This window comes from Pseudomonas sp. JL2, assembly GCF_031570495.1.
GTDB classification, from domain to species: domain Bacteria; phylum Pseudomonadota; class Gammaproteobacteria; order Pseudomonadales; family Pseudomonadaceae; genus Aquipseudomonas; species Aquipseudomonas rhizophila.
The window spans coordinates 53,389-70,351 of sequence record NZ_JAKUDH010000001.1 but is presented as its reverse complement, the minus strand read 5'-3'; the positions used below and the strand labels follow the sequence as shown (position 1 = coordinate 70,351).

General features: G+C 59.4%; 13 protein-coding genes and 1 tRNA gene. 9 read left to right on the top strand and 5 right to left on the bottom strand.

The annotated features are described in order from the left end of the window. Positions 1 to 51 precede the first annotated feature (51 nt). Together MKS85_RS00470 and MKS85_RS00465 are read left to right on the top strand one after the other, a co-directional pair. Positions 52 to 966 (top strand): autotransporter outer membrane beta-barrel domain-containing protein, encoded by a 915-nt coding sequence (locus MKS85_RS00470; protein WP_310662528.1) that lies wholly within the window; start codon positions 52 to 54, stop codon positions 964 to 966. Between the two features lie 221 nt (positions 967 to 1,187). After that, positions 1,188 to 2,813, top strand: coding sequence for an NADP-dependent glyceraldehyde-3-phosphate dehydrogenase (locus tag MKS85_RS00465; protein WP_047226581.1), 1,626 nt, complete (start codon positions 1,188 to 1,190; stop codon positions 2,811 to 2,813). An 18-nt stretch (positions 2,814 to 2,831) separates the two neighbouring features. On the opposite strand, the gene MKS85_RS00460 is transcribed toward MKS85_RS00465, so the two are convergent. Beyond that, the gene (locus tag MKS85_RS00460; RefSeq protein ID WP_310662527.1) at positions 2,832 to 3,725 is read right to left on the bottom strand and encodes a DMT family transporter; all 894 of its coding nucleotides are present in this window, start codon (positions 3,723 to 3,725) and stop codon (positions 2,832 to 2,834) included. Positions 3,726 to 3,859: 134 nt separating this feature from the next. On the opposite strand from MKS85_RS00460, the gene MKS85_RS00455 reads away from it, so the two are divergent. Then, positions 3,860 to 4,297 (top strand): Lrp/AsnC family transcriptional regulator, encoded by a 438-nt coding sequence (locus MKS85_RS00455; protein WP_047226583.1) that lies wholly within the window; start codon positions 3,860 to 3,862, stop codon positions 4,295 to 4,297. Between the two features lie 41 nt (positions 4,298 to 4,338). Here MKS85_RS00455 and MKS85_RS00450 read toward each other — a convergent pair whose 3' ends face one another. Both MKS85_RS00450 and MKS85_RS00445 read right to left on the bottom strand, forming a co-directional pair. Further along, positions 4,339 to 5,682, bottom strand: coding sequence for a hypothetical protein (locus MKS85_RS00450; RefSeq protein WP_047226584.1), 1,344 nt, complete (start codon positions 5,680 to 5,682; stop codon positions 4,339 to 4,341). A 403-nt stretch (positions 5,683 to 6,085) separates the two neighbouring features. Beyond that, entirely contained in the window at positions 6,086 to 6,757 is a 672-nt protein-coding gene (locus MKS85_RS00445; RefSeq protein ID WP_039588756.1) for a Bax inhibitor-1/YccA family protein, read from the bottom strand. 124 nt (positions 6,758 to 6,881) lie between these two features. Here MKS85_RS00445 and MKS85_RS00440 point away from each other — a divergent pair. Further along, positions 6,882 to 6,969: transfer RNA gene (locus MKS85_RS00440), tRNA-Ser, on the top strand. A gap of 111 nt (positions 6,970 to 7,080) precedes the next feature. Here MKS85_RS00440 and MKS85_RS00435 read toward each other — a convergent pair. Together MKS85_RS00435 and MKS85_RS00430 are read right to left on the bottom strand one after the other, a co-directional pair. Beyond that, positions 7,081 to 7,998, bottom strand: coding sequence for a LysR family transcriptional regulator (locus MKS85_RS00435; protein WP_107322533.1), 918 nt, complete (start codon positions 7,996 to 7,998; stop codon positions 7,081 to 7,083). Positions 7,999 to 8,098: 100 nt separating this feature from the next. Then, positions 8,099 to 9,298, bottom strand: coding sequence for an MFS transporter (locus tag MKS85_RS00430; RefSeq protein ID WP_139050378.1), 1,200 nt, complete (start codon positions 9,296 to 9,298; stop codon positions 8,099 to 8,101). A 298-nt stretch (positions 9,299 to 9,596) separates the two neighbouring features. Here MKS85_RS00430 and MKS85_RS00425 point away from each other — a divergent pair, with 298 nt between their 5' ends. The 5 genes from MKS85_RS00425 (at position 9,597) to MKS85_RS00405 (ending at position 16,934) form a co-directional block, all read left to right on the top strand. Next, positions 9,597 to 10,877 carry a cytochrome c gene (locus MKS85_RS00425; RefSeq protein WP_080962871.1) on the top strand — a complete coding sequence of 427 codons (1,281 nt, stop codon included), beginning with the start codon at positions 9,597 to 9,599 and terminating at the stop codon, positions 10,875 to 10,877. Beyond that, positions 10,874 to 11,347, top strand: coding sequence for a (2Fe-2S)-binding protein (locus tag MKS85_RS00420; protein ID WP_047226586.1), 474 nt, complete (start codon positions 10,874 to 10,876; stop codon positions 11,345 to 11,347). The genes MKS85_RS00425 and MKS85_RS00420 overlap by 4 nt, the downstream gene beginning before the upstream one ends. Then, positions 11,344 to 13,581, top strand: a complete 2,238-nt coding sequence (locus MKS85_RS00415) for a molybdopterin cofactor-binding domain-containing protein (RefSeq protein WP_047226587.1) — start codon at positions 11,344 to 11,346, stop codon at positions 13,579 to 13,581. The genes MKS85_RS00420 and MKS85_RS00415 overlap by 4 nt, the downstream gene beginning before the upstream one ends. Positions 13,582 to 13,729: 148 nt before the next feature. Next, positions 13,730 to 14,842: an alkene reductase gene (locus MKS85_RS00410; protein WP_047226588.1), complete on the top strand. Its 1,113-nt coding sequence runs from the start codon at positions 13,730 to 13,732 to the stop codon at positions 14,840 to 14,842. Between the two features lie 295 nt (positions 14,843 to 15,137). Further along, positions 15,138 to 16,934, top strand: coding sequence for a DAHL domain-containing protein (locus MKS85_RS00405; protein WP_310662526.1), 1,797 nt, complete (start codon positions 15,138 to 15,140; stop codon positions 16,932 to 16,934). The last annotated feature ends 29 nt before the right edge of the window (positions 16,935 to 16,963 follow it).

Below are 16,963 nucleotides of genomic sequence, written 5' to 3'. Positions count from 1 at the left end.
TAGGAGAGACGCCATAAGCGAGAAACGCATGCGATTGCAAGGCAGGCCCCCATGAAAACTTCCCTCCGTCCACAAGAGATCACTACCACTTTCTACACAATCTCGACTTCGTTGTTACTGTGTTCGTCCATGGAGGTATGGGCCTGGCCCGCCGAGCAGACGTCGCAACTCTGGTATGACCGAACACAGTCCGACAGCCAGGGCACCGCATCCATAAACACTGACCCCACCTCCAGCAAGAGCCCCGCCCTCTTCACCTTGCGAAACGACAGCGGCCATACCCAACGCGTGGGCCTGATCAGTGGACAGAACCAGGTCATCACCCGCGTCAATGGCACGCTAGTGACACCGGCCATGGCCGAGCCCGGCAAAGAAGCACTGAACCTGCAAGGCACCCATCTGGGGGCGTACTGGAGCCTGACCGGGCCGGCAGGCTGGCATGTGGACCTGAGTGCCAGCGGCGGGCGCGTCAACGGTTACAGCCGCACCGAGCAAGGCCAGCGTCAGGCCGCTGAAGGCAATGCCGTCACGTTGTCGGTCGAAGGCGGTTTTCCCATCGGTATCAGCGACCATTGGGTGGTCGAACCCCAGGCGCAACTGATCAACCAGCGCATCACCCTCGACAGCCCCAATGCCGAGAACGGCTCCGGCAACGAACTGAGCACCTGGAGCGGGCGCGTCGGGGCACGCCTCAAAGGGACGTATCAGGTCAACGGCCTGGGCGTGGAACCCTACGTGCGCACCAACCTTTGGCACACGGTCCAGAGTGCCGACACCTTGACCCTGGACAAAGTCGACAAGATCAGCAGCAGCCGCAAATCTTCCACCGTCGAGGTAGGGCTGGGGTTGGTGGCGCGGGTTACACCGGTGGTGAGCCTCTACATCAGCGCTGACTACAGCAGCGACGTCGACGACAACGACCTCAACGGGCTGATCGGCAGCCTGGGGGTACGGATGCGTTGGTAAACCAGCGCTTCAGGGCGGGTCGCAGCCATGTGTTGGCGACTCGCCATGCCAACCGACAATGAGTCCCGCCTGCCCACCTCCACACCTGCCTGACGCCGATAAAATCCTGTCCCTCGCCCCCCGGCACTTAAAACGCACCGCCATTTGGGCGTATAACCCTAAAAGCGATTTACGCCTGAAAGCCGTCAGCCCATGGCTCATTTCATTGATGGAGTAACGACATGACCCAAGCCAACCTCTTCGCCAACCTGTTTCCCAGCGCTGCCGATATTCCGCAGGCCTACCGCCTCGAGGGACAGATCGAGCAGCGCGAATACCTGATCGATGGCGTGCTGCAAACCTGGCAAGGGCCGCTGGCAGTTGTTCGCAGCCCGGTGTACCTGGCAGGCCCGCAGGGGGACGAACAAGTGATACTGGGCAGCACGCCGCTGCTGGATGCACAGACTGCGCTCACCGCCCTGGACGCAGCCGTCCGCGCGTATGACCGCGGCCAGGGCCAGTGGCCAACGATGCGTGTTGCAGAACGCATCCGCCATGTGGAGGCGTTCCTGGCGCGCATGCGCGAACAACGCGAGGCGGTGGTCAAGTTGCTGATGTGGGAAATCGGCAAGAATCTCAAGGACTCCCAAAAAGAATTCGACCGCACCTGCGATTACATCGTTGACACCATCAACGCCCTCAAGGAACTGGACCGCCGCTCCAGCCGTTTCGAGCTGGAACAGGATACGCTCGGGCAGATCCGCCGCGTGCCGCTGGGCGTGGCCTTGTGCATGGGCCCCTACAACTATCCGCTGAACGAAACCTTCACCACGTTGATTCCGGCATTGATCATGGGCAATACCGTAGTGTTCAAGCCGGCCAAACTCGGCGTACTGCTGGTGCGGCCGCTGCTGGAAGCATTTCGCGACAGCTTCCCGGCCGGTGTGATCAATGTGATCTACGGCAGCGGCCGGGAAACCGTCAGCGCGCTGATGGCCAGCGGCAAGATCGACATCTTTGCCTTCATCGGCACCAACAAAGCTGCAAGCGATCTGAAAAAACTCCATCCGCGCCCGCACCGTTTGCGTGCCGCCCTGGGCCTGGACGCAAAGAACCCGGGCCTGGTGCTGCCGGATGTGGATCTGGACAACGCCGTCAGCGAGGCGCTGACCGGCTCGCTGTCTTTCAATGGCCAGCGCTGCACGGCATTGAAGATCCTGTTTGTCCACGAAGACCTGGCACCGGCATTCATCGAGAAATTCAACGCCGGGCTGGCCGCCCTGAAACCTGGCATGCCGTGGGAAGATGGCGTGGCACTGACACCGTTGCCCGAAGCGGGCAAGGTCGATTATCTGCAGGCGCTGGTGGCCGATGCCGCCGCCAAAGGTGCGCAGGTGACGAATGAACACGGTGGCGAATCCCGCGGTTCGTTCTTCTATCCGGCCGTGCTCTATCCGGTGAACACTGCAATGCGGGTCTACCACGAAGAACAGTTTGGCCCGGTCGTCCCCATCGTGCCGTACCGCGACCTCAATACCGTGGTCGATTACGTGCTCGAGTCCGATTTCGGCCAACAGTTGAGCATCTTCGGCAACAACCCGGCCGAAGTCGGCAAACTGGTGGACATCTTCGCCAACCAGGTCGGACGTATCAACATCAACGCCCAATGCCAGCGTGGCCCGGACACGTTCCCGTTCAACGGCCGGAAAAACTCGGCCGAGGGCACGTTGTCGGTCCACGATGCGCTGCGCACCTTTTCGATCCGCACGTTGGTGGCGACCAAGTTCCAGGACAGCAACAAGGCGCTGATCAGCGACATCATCCGCGGGCGGGACTCTAACTTCCTGACCACCGACTACATCTTCTGACCCGCGCCGAACGATGGGTTATGGCAGGGCTGGACGGCGCACCTTGATGCCCCAGCCCTGCTGCATGCCGGCTGCCGCCAGCAGGATCGCTGCCACACCCAGCCACTGCAGCAACTCGAGGCGATGACCGAAGGCGAACCAGTCGACGAAAATCGCCGCGATCGGATAGATGAACGACAACGCGCCGGTCACTGCGGTGGGTAGCCGTTGAATCGCGCTGTATAACAACACATACATCACGCCGGTATGAACCATGCCCAGGGTTACCAGGCTAGCCCAGGCCTCGGGCTGCTGCGGCAACGCCGAAAAGTTCGCCCAGGGTGCCAACAGCAACACACCGGTGCTGACCTGAATCAGCGCGATCAAGTGCGGCGGTGTCCCGGTCAGATGCTTGATGATCAACGCCGCAATGGCGTACAGCAAGGCAGCGCCCAACGCCAGGGCGATACCCGTCAGATAGTTGCCGCCACTCTGCCCTTGCTCGCCGTGGGCGCTGACGATGGCCAACATGCCGAGAAACGACACCGCCAGCCAGAACAGCTTTTGGGCGGTGATTTTTTCCCCCAGCAGCAACGCCGCCAATCCCACCAGCATGAACGGCTGAACGTTGTACACCGCGGTACCGATGGCAATCGACGCGCGGGAGTACGAAGCAAACAGCAGCACCCAGTTGCCCACGATCGCCACGCCACTGAGCACCGCCAGCAAGAAGGTGGTACGCGTCAGGAGACCCGGACGCAAGAATCCGAAACCGGCGCAAATCAGCAGCAAGGTCGCAGCACCGAACACGCAGCGCCAGAACACCACGTCCAGCACCGGCACACCGGAAACCAGCACGAACCAGCCGATGGTTCCGGAAATCAACATGGCGGCGGTCATTTCCAGCGAACCGCGACGTAAGGTCTTGTCCATCTTCAGGCTCCTTCAGCAAGTGGGCACAGTATGCCGAGCCAAAGGGGCGCTCCTCCATGGCACGAGAAAGGCTAAACTGGCTTTCGACCTTTTTTATCAAGGCAACTTCGAGCATTGGCCTAACGGAGTGAAAAATGACTGACGACATCGACCAGATCCTCATCAGCGCGCTGATGGAAGACTCCCGACGCTCCCTCAAGGCCTTGGCAAACTTGAGCGGCCTGTCTTCCCCCAGCGTCGCCGAGCGCCTTCGAAGGCTCGAAGAGCGTGGCGTGCTCAGGGCGTACACCGTTGAAGTGGACCCCAAGTGCTTCGGCTACCAGCTCCAGGCGATTGTGCGTATTCGCCCGTTACCGGGGCAGTTGCAAGAAGTGGAACGGCAGATCCAGGCCATCGCTGAATTTACCGAATGTGACAAGGTCACCGGCGATGACTGCTTCATCGCTCGGCTGCATGTGCGTTCGATGGAGCAACTGGACACCTTGCTGGACAAGCTCAATGTTCTGGCAGAAACCAACACCGCCATCGTCAAGAAGACTCCGGTCAAGCGGCGACTGCCACCCATGGCATGAACCTGACCCGGCCTCGGTGTCATCCGAGGCCGGGATTTATGTTACTCGAGGTCTTCCAGCTCAGGACTGCGCTGCACTTTTTGCACCTCATCCTGAGGCGCATTGCTTGCTTTCATCAATTTTAGCGGCACGATTTTTTCGCAAGCATTCTTGCCATCGGCATAGACGCCACTGTGATTACATTTCCAGTCATAGAAGTTGGCCAAGGCCGCGGACAATTGCAGGCTGTAGTCCGTGCTTTGGGTGCCCGGCGTAAAGGGTTGGCCGGCGGGGATGTTCTGGAACCATTTCATCCACTCTTCAGTACCCGGCGCTGGTGGGTTGGCCTGGAAAGTCGGGTTCATGATCGCCAGTTGCTGGTATTCAGCGGTCATGTGACAGCTCAGGCATGAAGCCTGCGGGTTGTCCACCGGCCCATTGAGGCGTCCGTTCCAACCCAGGTGGGTCGGCGGCAGTTCTTTGGTATTGGCATTGATTGCGGTCTGCTTCAACGCAGGGTTGATTTTGGTTTCTGTCGGGGTCGGATTGGTGAACTCGCTGCTGGTCACTTCAGGGTCGTTACCCCACATGATTCCGACCGGCACCAGGTTTTCCCAGTCGCCTTTGCTTTTATCGATGCCGTTGTACTGAAAGGTCCCGAAGAGCCATCCGGTCTCGCTGACACGCGAGTCACGCACGGCAATGTCCATCTGGATCAATGCGACTTTTTTCACGACGCGATCAGTGGATGTAAACGTGACGGCGGTGTAGGCATCCAGCAGCAAGGGATTGGCCAATGACGGCACCGAATTGACATCGATGTCGGCATACAACGCCTTACACACCACGGTGCCGTTGGGGAAGCTCTTGGGCTTTGAAGTGAAGCTCGGGTCAGGGTTCTGCGGATCTTTCCAGACCTGGCCGATGGTAAAGGCACCGATATCGTTATAGATCCCCACCGCATAAGTCTGACCGGACTCCAACTGTGTGTGAGCGAGCTGTTTAGGCTGAATAGGCGCCTCTCGAGTCAGCCCGTGGATGCCTTCACGCCCGCTCGGCCCGTAATGCTGCCAGGGCATGTGATACCACTGGCGGACGGCGTTTTTCTGCACATTCCAGTTGGTCTCGGCGTTGCCCTCCAGACAGTATTGCTTGACGCCCTCCATATAGGCTCGCCAGGTTTCAAAATCATTGCTGCGTGTTGTTGGCAGAATCTTGAAGAACGCTGGCATCGACGCGGCGCCAGGGGCAGTGGTGGGATAGTTCTGGCTGAGCTGGAACGCAGGGCCGGAATATTCACTCTTGGGAGGGGCGAAGCCGAAATCAGGGAAGGTGCCGGCATTGGCCATGGACGACCCGCCGGCCAAGGTCATGAGTACAAGGATCTTTGCGTGGGACTTAATCATCGGTATCTCCTTATAGGGGCAACGCCTGCCAAATCATCGATCTCCTGATTGATGCGCAGGGCTTCCTTTGTTATTGGGCCAGGGCGCGTTGCCCCCGCCGGCTCACGGTTAACGCTCAGTGACGTGCGTACACCTCCTTGGCGCCTGAAAAACGGGCGCAATCAGACCTGGCTCGGATAGCCGAATGCGAACGATATCGGGGGGGAACATGGCGAAGATTTCGCGCGGTGGTTGACCGGTTTACCTCATGCCGCCCCTGGCAATGCAATCCCTTGTCATAGTTGTAGATCAATTATTCAAAGGCGCCATCACGATTCGGCTTTTTTGCGGGCAATTGGCCATAACGAAAAATCGGGGACGAAAAAAAGCCCGCCGAAGCGGGCTTTTCATATCACGCATGCAATCAGTCGTCGCGACCCATCAGGCCGAACAGCTGCAACAGGCTGACGAACAGGTTGTAGATCGATACATACAGGCTGATGGTCGCCATGATGTAGTTGCGCTCGCCGCCGTGGATGATGGCGCTGGTCTGATACAGGATGCAGACCGACGAGAACAGCACGAAGCCGGCGCTGATTGCCAGTTGCAGGCCGCTGATCTGGAAGAAGAAGCTGGCAACTACCGCACCGAGCAACACGAAGAAGCCTGCGGTGATGAAACCGCTCAGGAAGCTCATGTCCTTGCGGGAGATCAGCACGTAGGCCGACAGACCACCGAACACCAGCGCGGTCATGGCGAATGCCGAGCTGACCACTTCGGCGCCACCCTGCATTCCCAGGTAACGGTTGAGGATCGGGCCGAGCAGAAAGCCCATGAAGCCGGTCAGGGCGAAGGCCGAAACCAGGCCCCAGGCCGAATCGCGGAGCTTGTTGGTGAGGAAGAAAAGGCCGTAGAAACCGATCAGCACCACGAAGATGTTCGGGTAGCCGACGCGCATCTGTTGTGCAACGAAGGCCATCACACCGCTGAAAGCGAGCGTGAGTGCCAGCAGGCCATAAGTGTTGCGCAGGACGCGGCTAACCTCTAGCTGCTCAGCCTGCACGCTGTTGTTCACTGCGTAATCCTGTTCGCGCATGGCGACACTCCTCCGGTTTTGAAACATTCAGTGGCAAGGATGATAACAGACGCTCTGTAACAAGCTACGTAGAGAGTTTGACAGTGTGTTTCATTCGGGTATTATGGCGCCCGCAACGCAATACGGAGGTGTGGCCGAGTGGTTTAAGGCAACGGTCTTGAAAACCGTCGACTGTAACAGGTCCATGAGTTCGAATCCCATCGCCTCCGCCATCTTTATACGACAAAGCCCTGATTAATCAGGGCTTTGTCGTTTCTGGCGCATGCGTTTTCTGTTGTGCCACCCCGGTTCTCCCGACAGAAAACTACGCACCTGAGTTGGCGCTAGCGGTTATCCAATCGATCAGGCGCGAGGATCTCCTCAAGAAAATCAATGAACACATTGATCCGGCTGGAGCCCCGGTGATTGGGTAAATACAGGGCATTGATACAACTGCTCGCGCTGCCGGGATTGACTTCATAATGCTCCAGCAACCGTGCCAGCCGGCCGGCGGCGACGTCGTCACGTACCAGCCAGTCGGCCAGCAAGGCCACCCCGCCGCTGGCGATCGCCGCTTCACGCAGGATATCGGCGTTGTTGCTTTGCAGGCGACCGTGGACGTTGAGCTGGATGCTTTCGTCCTCGCCCTGGAACGTCCAGTGGTGGTGCGAACCACCGTAATCGAAGCGCAGGCATTGTAGCTCCAGCAAGTCACGGGGATGAGACGGCACCGCGTGACGACTCAGATAGTCCGGGCTGGCCACCACCCAGCGCTGGAAGGCCCCTACCCGTTTGCTGACGATATCCTCACTGACCACCGACGATCCGAGACGCACCGACACATCGATCTGTTCGCTCAGCAGGTCGCTGACCTGATCGCTCAACGACACGCTGATTTCGAGTCCTGGATGACGAGCAAGCAATCGACCCAGATGCGGCGCGATGATTCGTCGACCAAACTCCACCGGGACGCTGATCCGTAGGCGTCCCTGGGCCTCGATGCCACGGTCGGCGACTACGGCATCGGCTTGATCAATGGCATCGAGAATGGCGACGGCCTTCTCGAAATAGGTTTGCCCAGCGACGGTAACGCTGGTGTTGCGAGTCGTACGGTTAAGAAGACTGGCGCCCAACTCATTTTCGAGTCCTGCCACCTGGCGTGTCACCGAAGATGTCGAGATGCCGAGTTTGCGTGCCGCGGCGGAATAACCACCACAACGCACGGTTTCAACAAACATCTTCAATGCCAGCAGCTTGTCCATAGGTGCAATCCGGTCGAAAAGGAACGCAGACGATTGTGCATCACTCGTCTCGCGCCGTCTTGTACGAACGCACCTCACACCTTTCACCGACGCCTGGCGCTCAGGCCTCTGCCTTACGTCCCAGAAACATTAGCAAAGCCAGAGCAGGCAACAATGCCACCGTCACGGCAGACAGGTTCCAGCCGAAATGTTCATACAGTGGGCTCGCCACCAACGAGCCCAAGGCACCCCCCACGAAGATGCTGGTCATGTAAACCGCATTCAGGCGCGCGCGACTGTGCGGGTCGATGGCATACACCTCTCGTTGGCCCAGCACCATGTTCAGTTGCACGGCGAAATCCAGCAGCGCTGCACACACCACCAGCCAGAGGTAACTGCTGCCAGGCAGCGCCGCGATCAATAGCGAGACGGGTGCCAACAGCAGTGCAGCCAGCGTCCCGCGGCGGCCATGCCCAGCATCGGCCAAGCGCCCGGCAATCGGTGCTGCCACTGCACCGACGGCTCCGACCAGCGCAAAAATCGCAACCTGCGCCTGACTGAACGCGTGGTTACGTATCAGCTCGATGGGCGCGAGGGTCCAGAAGAGGCTGAAGCTGGCGAACAATAAGCCCTGATACAACGAACGTTGCCGCAGAACCGGGTGGCGACGGGCAAGCGCAAACACCGAACCGATCAACGCCGGGTACGTGGCCTGATGAGTCGGCACACGCCGCGGCAGCGCAGTCGCCATAATCACGGCGATGACGGCCATCAGTGCCGCGGCGCTGAAAAACACCCCGCGCCAGCCGAACACTTCCACCAGCAGGCTCGACAGCGGACGTGACAGCAGAATGCCCAGCAACAGCCCGCTCATGATGTTGCCAACAACGCGCCCACGCGTTGCTTCCGGCGCCAGATGCGCCGCCAGCGGCACAAGAATCTGCACCGCCACTGAGGTAAGACCGATCAGCAAGGACAATATGAGGAACATCGACGGCGAATGCGTCAGACCGGCACACAACAGGGTCACGCTCGCAGCGAGGGTAAAACCCACGACAAGGCGTCGGTTTTCCATCAGGTCGGCCAGTGGCACCAGCAACAGCAGGCCCAACGCATAACCAAACTGTGTGAGCGAAACAATCAGACTGGCATTGGCGCTGGACAGGCCGATCTGCGGCGCGATCAGTTCGACAATTGGCTGAGCGTAATAAAGGTTGGCAACGACCGCGCCGCAGCAAAACGCCAGGAACGCGACCATCAGGCCAGAGAGTGAAGCAGATTGTTCGGCCTTGGCCGTTGCCGCCGGGTTACCCGTGAGCATGATGACACCTCGTTGAGTTCGAGAAAGTGGCGTCAAGGCTAAAGGCAGCGGTCGATCCGCAGAATCCACCCCATGAGCAATTGAGTGATGCGCCATATGCAACGCGCACTCGCCTTGCGCTTGGCGCAACAGGCTATTGCGCGATCCGCGGATACTCCAACAGCCACACCTTCCTTACCTTCGGCACTTGGCGCAGAGGTCTCTCCTCCGGCGCCCTTCCCAGGCTGACCGAGGAGCTGTTCATGACCCCCAACTCATCATCACTTGCGACCGCGCGTCTGCGGCACCGGGCATTTTCATGAAGGGCAGTTTCATCAGAGCCAAGCCGTTATGGATCAGCGCCGTGGTCCTGGCTTCGGTAGGCGCGATCGGGGCCGTGATGCTGATGTGGCGTCCGGCGATAGCTCCCATCGAGCGTCCGCGAACCTTCGATTCCGCACAATTGCAACGCGGTGCTCGCGTTGTCGAGGCGGGCGATTGTGCGGTGTGCCATACACGACCCGGGGGCCAATACATGGCGGGGGGCCTGCCGCTAAGAACGCCGTTTGGCACGCTCTACAGCACCAATATCACTGCGGATCCGCAGACCGGAATTGGCCAATGGTCGCTGCCGGCATTCGAGCGGGCGATGCGCGAAGGGATCTCACGCGATGGTCACTTCCTTTACCCGGCCTTTCCATACGTACATTACCGGCGCATGACCACAGACGACATCGCTGACGCCTATGCGTACTTGATGAGCGGCCCTGCCGTGGACTCACCGGCCATGCAAAACGACATGAACTTCCCGATGAACATCCGCCCGCTAGTCTCATTCTGGAATCTGCTGTTCCTGCACGCCAAGCCACTCACGCCAGTAGCACGACAATCTGAAGCCTGGAATCGCGGGCGTTATCTGGTCCAAGGGCCCGGCCACTGCGCAGGGTGTCATTCACCTCTGAACTTACTCGGTGCCCAGAAGAGCGGCGAAAGCCTGGCGGGCGGTTCCGTGGAGGGTTGGCAAGCGCCTTCGCTACTCGGCATGGCCCGTGGTGCAAACGCATGGAGCACTGAGCAATTGGTGCGCTACCTTCGCGCGGAAATCGTGGAGGGGCATGGCACCGCGGCTGGACCGATGCGTGCGGTCAGTCTTGGCCTGGCACGCATGCCGGTGGCCGATGCAGAGGCGATTGCCGAGTACTTGCTGAGTCTGCCCGGCAGGGCTGTGATCAGGGAAATCCATCCCGATGCTGCCAGCGCCGAGCCCGCCGCCCAAGCCAGTGGCGCCATGCTCTTCGCCAGCGCCTGTGCCGGTTGCCATGGCGCGGCGGCACCGATGCGCGAAATCGACGGGCGTCCGGCGTTGAATCGTACGTCAGCATTACAAGCCTCAAGCGCGCGCAACTTCCTGAAAACCGTACTCGATGGCATCCCGGCCATCCCGGGCGTGCCGGGTCCGGTGATGCCGCCGTTTGCCGCCAGCCTCGACAACGCCCAACTCTCAGCCCTGGCGTCATACCTGCGCCACCAGGCCAGTCCCGACCAACCCTGGACTGACCTTTCTGCCACCCTTGAAGCGATACGCCAGGAGACGAAATGACCCAAGTCACTCTCAATGTCAACGGCTCGCCCCAGACACTGGAGCTGGAACCTGACATGCCGCTGCTCTACGCGCTGCGCAATCACCTGGGGCTCAATGGCGCCAAATACGGGTGCGGCTTGGGCCAATGCGGTGCCTGTACCGTCATTGTCGATGACAAGCCTGTGTTTTCCTGCGTGACACCCTGCGCGGGCCTTGACGGCAAACAGGTTAGAACGGTTGAAAGCCTCGGCACCGTCGAGCGCCCCGGCCCTTTACAGAAGGCCTTCATCGATAAACAGGCGGCCCAGTGCGGCTACTGCATCGCCGGTATGTTGATGCGCGCCCAGGCATTGCTGGAAAGCAATCCGTCCCCGGACGAACAGACCATACGCCAGTACATGGCAGGCAACCTGTGTCGGTGCGGAACCCACCTGCGAATTATCGACGCGATCAGCCTTGTAGCCAGGCAAAACCGGAGTTCGCTATGACGCAGGTTAAAGAGATGACTCACAGTCGCCGCGCCTTCTTGAAGGGCGGCGCCTTGTTGATGGCATTCACCCTCGCGCCGATGACCCGACGCGCATGGGCAGACACCGAAGTTGATACGCTTGGCACGGTAGTGCGGGCGCCGGACCTGCCCGGCAGCCTGCGCACCAACCCCTATCTCGATGCCTGGATCCGGGTCGGCGCAGATGGCATCACCGTCTACACCGGCAAGGTTGAGTTGGGCACCGGCGTCAAGACAGCCCTATTGCAAATAGCCGCGGAACGCCTGGAAGTCTCCCCGGCGGCGATCAATTTGCTTACCGCCGATACGGCTCTGACACCTAACGAAGGCTACACCGCCGGTAGCCACAGTATTTTCGACAGTGGGACCGCGCTGTACAACGCGGCGGCGCAGGTACGTGAGTTACTGCTGGAGTCGGCCGGGCGTAGCTGGGAGGTATTGCCGGCACTGCTGAGCACCGAGCAAGGCATCATTCTCGGCCCCACCGGGCAGCGAATGAGCTATGCCGACGCCGTCAAGAATGTCGATCTGCACCTCTACGCCAAGGCCGAATCGCCGGTCATGCCGGCGACGCAATTCAAGCTGATCGGCCATTCGCTGCAAAGGCTGGATATTGCGGCCAAAGTCAGCGGCGGTGCCGCGTTCGTTCAAGACATTCGTCTGCCAGGCATGGTGCATGCGCGAGTCATCCGCCCGCCGCGTCCCGGCAGCAGGCTGGAGGTCTTCGATGCGAAATCGATCAAGATGCTGCCTGGGGTCGTGCAAGTGATTCGTGATGGTAATTATCTGGCCGTGGTGGCGCTTGATGAATGGCAAGCGATCAAGGCCATGCGCAGCGGATACGAGTCGGCCTATTGGAGTGGTGGTCAGGCAATCCCCGAGTCTGGATCGATCCATACCTTGCTCGAACGGCTCCCCTCACGCCGTTATCCAATCAGTCATGAAGGTACCCCGCAAGACGTGCCCCACCATAGCTACCGCGCGCGCGTAACCAAACAGTATTTGATGCACGGCTCCATCGGCCCGTCATGCGCCGTGGCCTGGCTCAAGGACGGCACCCTCACGGTCTGGACCCACACACAGGGTGTGTACCCCCTGCGCGCCGGGATTGCCGAAATGACAGGACTGCCACCCGAGCGCGTTCGTTGTATCCACACCGAAGGCTCGGGTTGCTATGGTCACAACGGCGCGGACGATGCAGCGGCCGACGCGGCGCTGATTGCCATGCGACTACCGGGCACCCCGGTTCGGGTGCAGTGGATGCGCGAACAGGAAAATCTCTGGGAGCCCTACAGCTCGGCGATGATTACCGAGGTCCAGGCCAACCTTGATGCGCAGGGTCGACTGCAGGACTGGAACTGCGAGCTATGGACCACGCCTCATAACGAACGCATCGTCAATGCCGGACGCTTGCTGCCGGCGCGGCTGCTGGCCCGCCCTTTCATCTCTGCGCCTTCGGTGCCTATCGCACAACCCGAAGGCGACGGCGATCGCAACGCGGTGCCCCTGTACACATTGGGCTCGACGCGCATCGACATGAACTTCGTTACCGAGATGCCATTTCGCACATCGGCCATGCGTTCACTCGGCGCGCACATCAACATTTTCGCAATCGAGGCCTGCATGGATGAGCTGGCCATCAAGGCCGAAGTCGATCCAGTTGCCTTGCGCCTTGCCCATCTGACCGATCCCAGGGCGCGAGCCGTGGTGGAGCGAGTTCGCGACGCCATTGCCTGGCCGCAAAGAAGCAGCGCTCCTGGCGCGGGCATAGGTTTCGCGTTCGCCCGCTACAAAAACATCATGGGGTATTGCGCCATCGCGGTGCGCCTTCAGGTGCACCCTCAGACTGGCGAAGTGCAGATCGATCACGTCGTCACAGCCGTGGACGTTGGGCAGATCGTCAATCCCGACGGCTTGCGCAACCAAGTGCAAGGGGGGGTCGTCCAGTCAACCAGTTGGACGCTGTATGAAAAAGTCGCCTATGACCCCGGAGGCATTCGCAGCTACGACTGGAGTGGTTACCCGATCCTGCGCTTTTCGCAAGTGCCCAAAAAGGTCGACGTCCATCTGCTCGATCAACCGGGACAACCGTTTCTCGGCGCCGCCGAGATCGTCCAGGGACCAATGGCTGCGGCCATTGGCAATGCCATCGCGAATGCCACAGGGCGGCGCTGGTTGAACCTTCCCCTGACTCGCTCGCAGCAGCCGTCATGAACCCACGCTGCATTGCAAATCACGCAATGCAGCGTGGCGAAGTGTGTGGATTATCAGGCGTCATCGCGCCGTTTAACTTAAGTACAGCCAGTGCCTGGCCCAGGTCAGACGCCACCCTGCCTGCACTTTTCGATTATTGGAGAACACCATGACGCCACATCTGTTTCGTCCCATCGCATTAGGTCCGTACACACTTGCCCACCGTGTGGCGATGGCACCGCTGACACGCTCTCGCGCCGGGCAACCGGGCGACACTCCGACAGCGATGAATGCCGAGTACTACCGCCAACGTGCAAGCGCCGCCTTGATCATCACCGAAGCGACGCAAATATCCCGACAGGGCCAGGGTTATGCCTGGACGCCGGGCATCTACAGCGATGAACAGGTGCAGGCCTGGGGCGAAGTCAGCGACGCCGTGCATGAGGCGGGTGGTTTGATCTTCATGCAGCTTTGGCATGTGGGCCGCGTATCGCACCCCAGTTTTCAGCCCGACAACGCGCTGCCGGTTGCCCCGAGTGCATTACCCGTACCTGGCAAGACGTTCATTGTCGATACCGATGGTCACGGCGTCTGGGGTGATGTGCCGGTGCCACGAGCGCTGCAAACCTCGGAGCTCGCCGGCATTATCAGCGACTACCGCAAGGCTGCACGCAATGCGATGAACGCCGGAATGGATGGTGTGGAAATTCACGCGGGCAATGGTTATCTGCTGGATCAATTTATCAACAGTAACAGTAACCAGCGCACTGACCGTTACGGCGGCAGCCTGGAAAATCGTGCTCGCCTGTTACTGGAAGTGGTGGCTGCCGTAGTCGATGAGGTCGGTCCAGAACGCGTGGGCGTGCGTCTGACACCCATGGGGCGCTTCATGGGCATGGGTGATGAAACCCCTGAGGCTACATTCGGCCATATCGTGCGTTCGTTGAACCACTGGAACTTGGCCTACCTGCACCTCGTCGAGCCCGCCGTCGTCGGCACTGTAAAAGATGAGAACTTCGATCCGCGCTGGGATGCCATTATCGGTCAGTTGCGTGCAGCCTGGGACGGCGTACTGATGATCGCCGGCGGCTACGATCCAAAGACGGCAGAACAGGCGCTGATCGACGGCCGCGCGGACATCATCGCGTTCGGCAGGCCGTTTCTGGCCAATCCTGATCTGCCACGGCGAATTCGCGAAGGGTTGTCACTCAATGCGCCGGATCCGAGCACATTCTTTGGTGGCGACCAGCGTGGATATGTGGATTATCCGGTTCATTCCTGAGCTGTGACCGTTGTAATAGACCAAGCCAAAAGTCGGCCGCCATTGTGGCGGCCGACTTAATCTGCGCCCGCCGCCAGCCTCCCCCATCGCCCCGCCTCCTTAGCGCTACACTCACGTCATTGACGTACCACGCCACCGTTAGCAGGGAGCTCAACGTGCACCCAGGCAAAAGCAGACCCACGCCACCTATACAACACCAAACAAACACTCCACCCATCGTCCCAAGCGCCGCAATCCTGCCTTGTCTTGGCAACTCACCGATCTGCCCGATCAAGAGCCTTGACGGGAGGACCGCGTGACCACTCTCATTAAAAAATATAAATGGCCCGCCTTATTGGCTGTCGCGCTTGCTGTGTTTTCGGCCTTGATTTTCTTTTTAGTCAAGTCCTACACCTACGACGCCTCCACCTATTTCGAATCCCGGGATTTCATCCGCCAACTCAAACAATCCGACGCCAACTGGAACGTCAAAATCCTGCGAAAGAAGATCGGCATCAATAACAACCTGTCGCTGACCCCGCCACCTGAAGCGGCCAGTCGATGGGAGCAATTGGAGCAGCTCAACAATTCTGGCCCTTTGGCGGCCCTTTGGGCGTCCAGGCGCCAGGGTTATGTGGAGGCGGTGAAGAACAAAAGCCTGCTGGTGGAGCAGTTCCAGCAACACAACACCCGCTTACGCACCGCTCTGGATGCGCTGCCACTTGCCGAGGACGACATCCAGACACGGCTCAGGGAGATGGACGCCGACACTCCGATAAACCGCCTAGAGATTGCCTCCAGTGTCCTTGACCTGACTCTGACAACGCTTGAGTACGCCCTTTATGTCACCTCGGACAAGGCCGAAGAAGTAAGGAGCCAGCTCAATGCGCTGGAGCAATACATGGCCCAACTGCCCCAGCCCTACCAGCCGTCCTTTACCACGCTGACACAACATGTCGAATCAATTATCCAGGAACAACCGATCGTCAATGACCTCATTGACCGCATCAGTGTGATCCCGGTCGCTCAAGAGCTGGATAGTATTAACGAGCTGTTGAACGAAACCCAACGCAGGACCGCCGAGACCGAACGCCAATATCACATCTATCTGGCTGTATGCGCCGGCCTCATGGCCATTTTGATGATCTACCTTGCTGCGCGGTTGGTTCGCAGTTCCGCGCTCATCACTCAGATTAACCAGGAACTGCAATTCTCCAATGAACGGCTGGAAGAACGGGTGGAAGATCGCACTCGCGAGTTGATGCAGGCCGAACGTGAGCTGGTGGAGGCGGCGCGAATGGCGGGAATGGCCGAGATCGCGACCAACGTGTTGCATAACGTGGGGAACGTTCTCAACAGCGTGAATATTTCGGCGGACCTGGTGACCCGCAAGTTGAAAAACAGCAAGACGCTCGGTCTGGGCAAAGCGGTAAAAATGATGAATGAGCATGCCGAGGATTTGGGCCGTTTCATTACCCTGGATGAAAAAGGCAAATTGTTGCCTCGTTATTTCAATGAGCTGGTCGAGTCCATCAATGCCGAACAGGGACTGCTCATTGACGAGCTGGCACAACTGACCAAGAGCATTGACCACATCAAGGAAATCGTCGCCACCCAACAAACCTACGCTGGCGCCGCGAGATTGATCGAGCCGCTCAATGTCAGGGATCTGTTTGAAGATGCGTTACGCATGAACGCAGGCGCGCTGAGCCGCCACCATGTCACGGTCATCAAGGATTTTCAGGACATCCCCACCATCCTGGGAGACAAGCACAGGTTGCTGTTGATCCTGATCAACCTGATCAGCAACGCCAAATTCGCAATGTCGAATGTTTCCGGGCATCCGCGGGAAATGACGCTAGGGATCCAGATCGTCGCTGAGAGTACATTACGCCTCAGCGTCAAGGATCGAGGTGAGGGTATTGCGCCGCAGAACCAGGCTCGAATCTTTAACCACGGGTTCACGACCCGCAAGGACGGCCATGGATTTGGCTTGCACAGCTGTGCTCTGGCCGCGGTTGAAATGAATGGTCGTCTCTACGCCCAGAGCGATGGGCCTGGTCAAGGGGCCTTGTTCACTCTGGAGATCCCGCTGGAACTGGCCAATACCTGAACCACTGGGGCGAGTTGGCTGCGTGCGCA

What these genes read in the sequence shown, in the direction of transcription:
- MKS85_RS00465 (WP_047226581.1), top strand. Translation starts at nt 1,188, where the DNA reads ATGACCCAAGCCAACCTCTTCGCCAACCTGTTTCCCAGCGCTGCCGAT.
- MKS85_RS00460 (WP_310662527.1), bottom strand. Translation starts at nt 3,725, where the DNA reads ATGGACAAGACCTTACGTCGCGGTTCGCTGGAAATGACCGCCGCCATG.
- MKS85_RS00470 (WP_310662528.1), top strand. Translation starts at nt 52, where the DNA reads ATGAAAACTTCCCTCCGTCCACAAGAGATCACTACCACTTTCTACACA.
- MKS85_RS00430 (WP_139050378.1), bottom strand. Translation starts at nt 9,298, where the DNA reads ATGCTCACGGGTAACCCGGCGGCAACGGCCAAGGCCGAACAATCTGCT.
- MKS85_RS00450 (WP_047226584.1), bottom strand. Translation starts at nt 5,682, where the DNA reads ATGATTAAGTCCCACGCAAAGATCCTTGTACTCATGACCTTGGCCGGC.
- MKS85_RS00435 (WP_107322533.1), bottom strand. Translation starts at nt 7,998, where the DNA reads ATGGACAAGCTGCTGGCATTGAAGATGTTTGTTGAAACCGTGCGTTGT.
- MKS85_RS00420 (WP_047226586.1), top strand. Translation starts at nt 10,874, where the DNA reads ATGACCCAAGTCACTCTCAATGTCAACGGCTCGCCCCAGACACTGGAG.
- MKS85_RS00445 (WP_039588756.1), bottom strand. Translation starts at nt 6,757, where the DNA reads ATGCGCGAACAGGATTACGCAGTGAACAACAGCGTGCAGGCTGAGCAG.
- MKS85_RS00410 (WP_047226588.1), top strand. Translation starts at nt 13,730, where the DNA reads ATGACGCCACATCTGTTTCGTCCCATCGCATTAGGTCCGTACACACTT.
- MKS85_RS00415 (WP_047226587.1), top strand. Translation starts at nt 11,344, where the DNA reads ATGACGCAGGTTAAAGAGATGACTCACAGTCGCCGCGCCTTCTTGAAG.
- MKS85_RS00425 (WP_080962871.1), top strand. Translation starts at nt 9,597, where the DNA reads ATGAAGGGCAGTTTCATCAGAGCCAAGCCGTTATGGATCAGCGCCGTG.
- MKS85_RS00455 (WP_047226583.1), top strand. Translation starts at nt 3,860, where the DNA reads ATGACTGACGACATCGACCAGATCCTCATCAGCGCGCTGATGGAAGAC.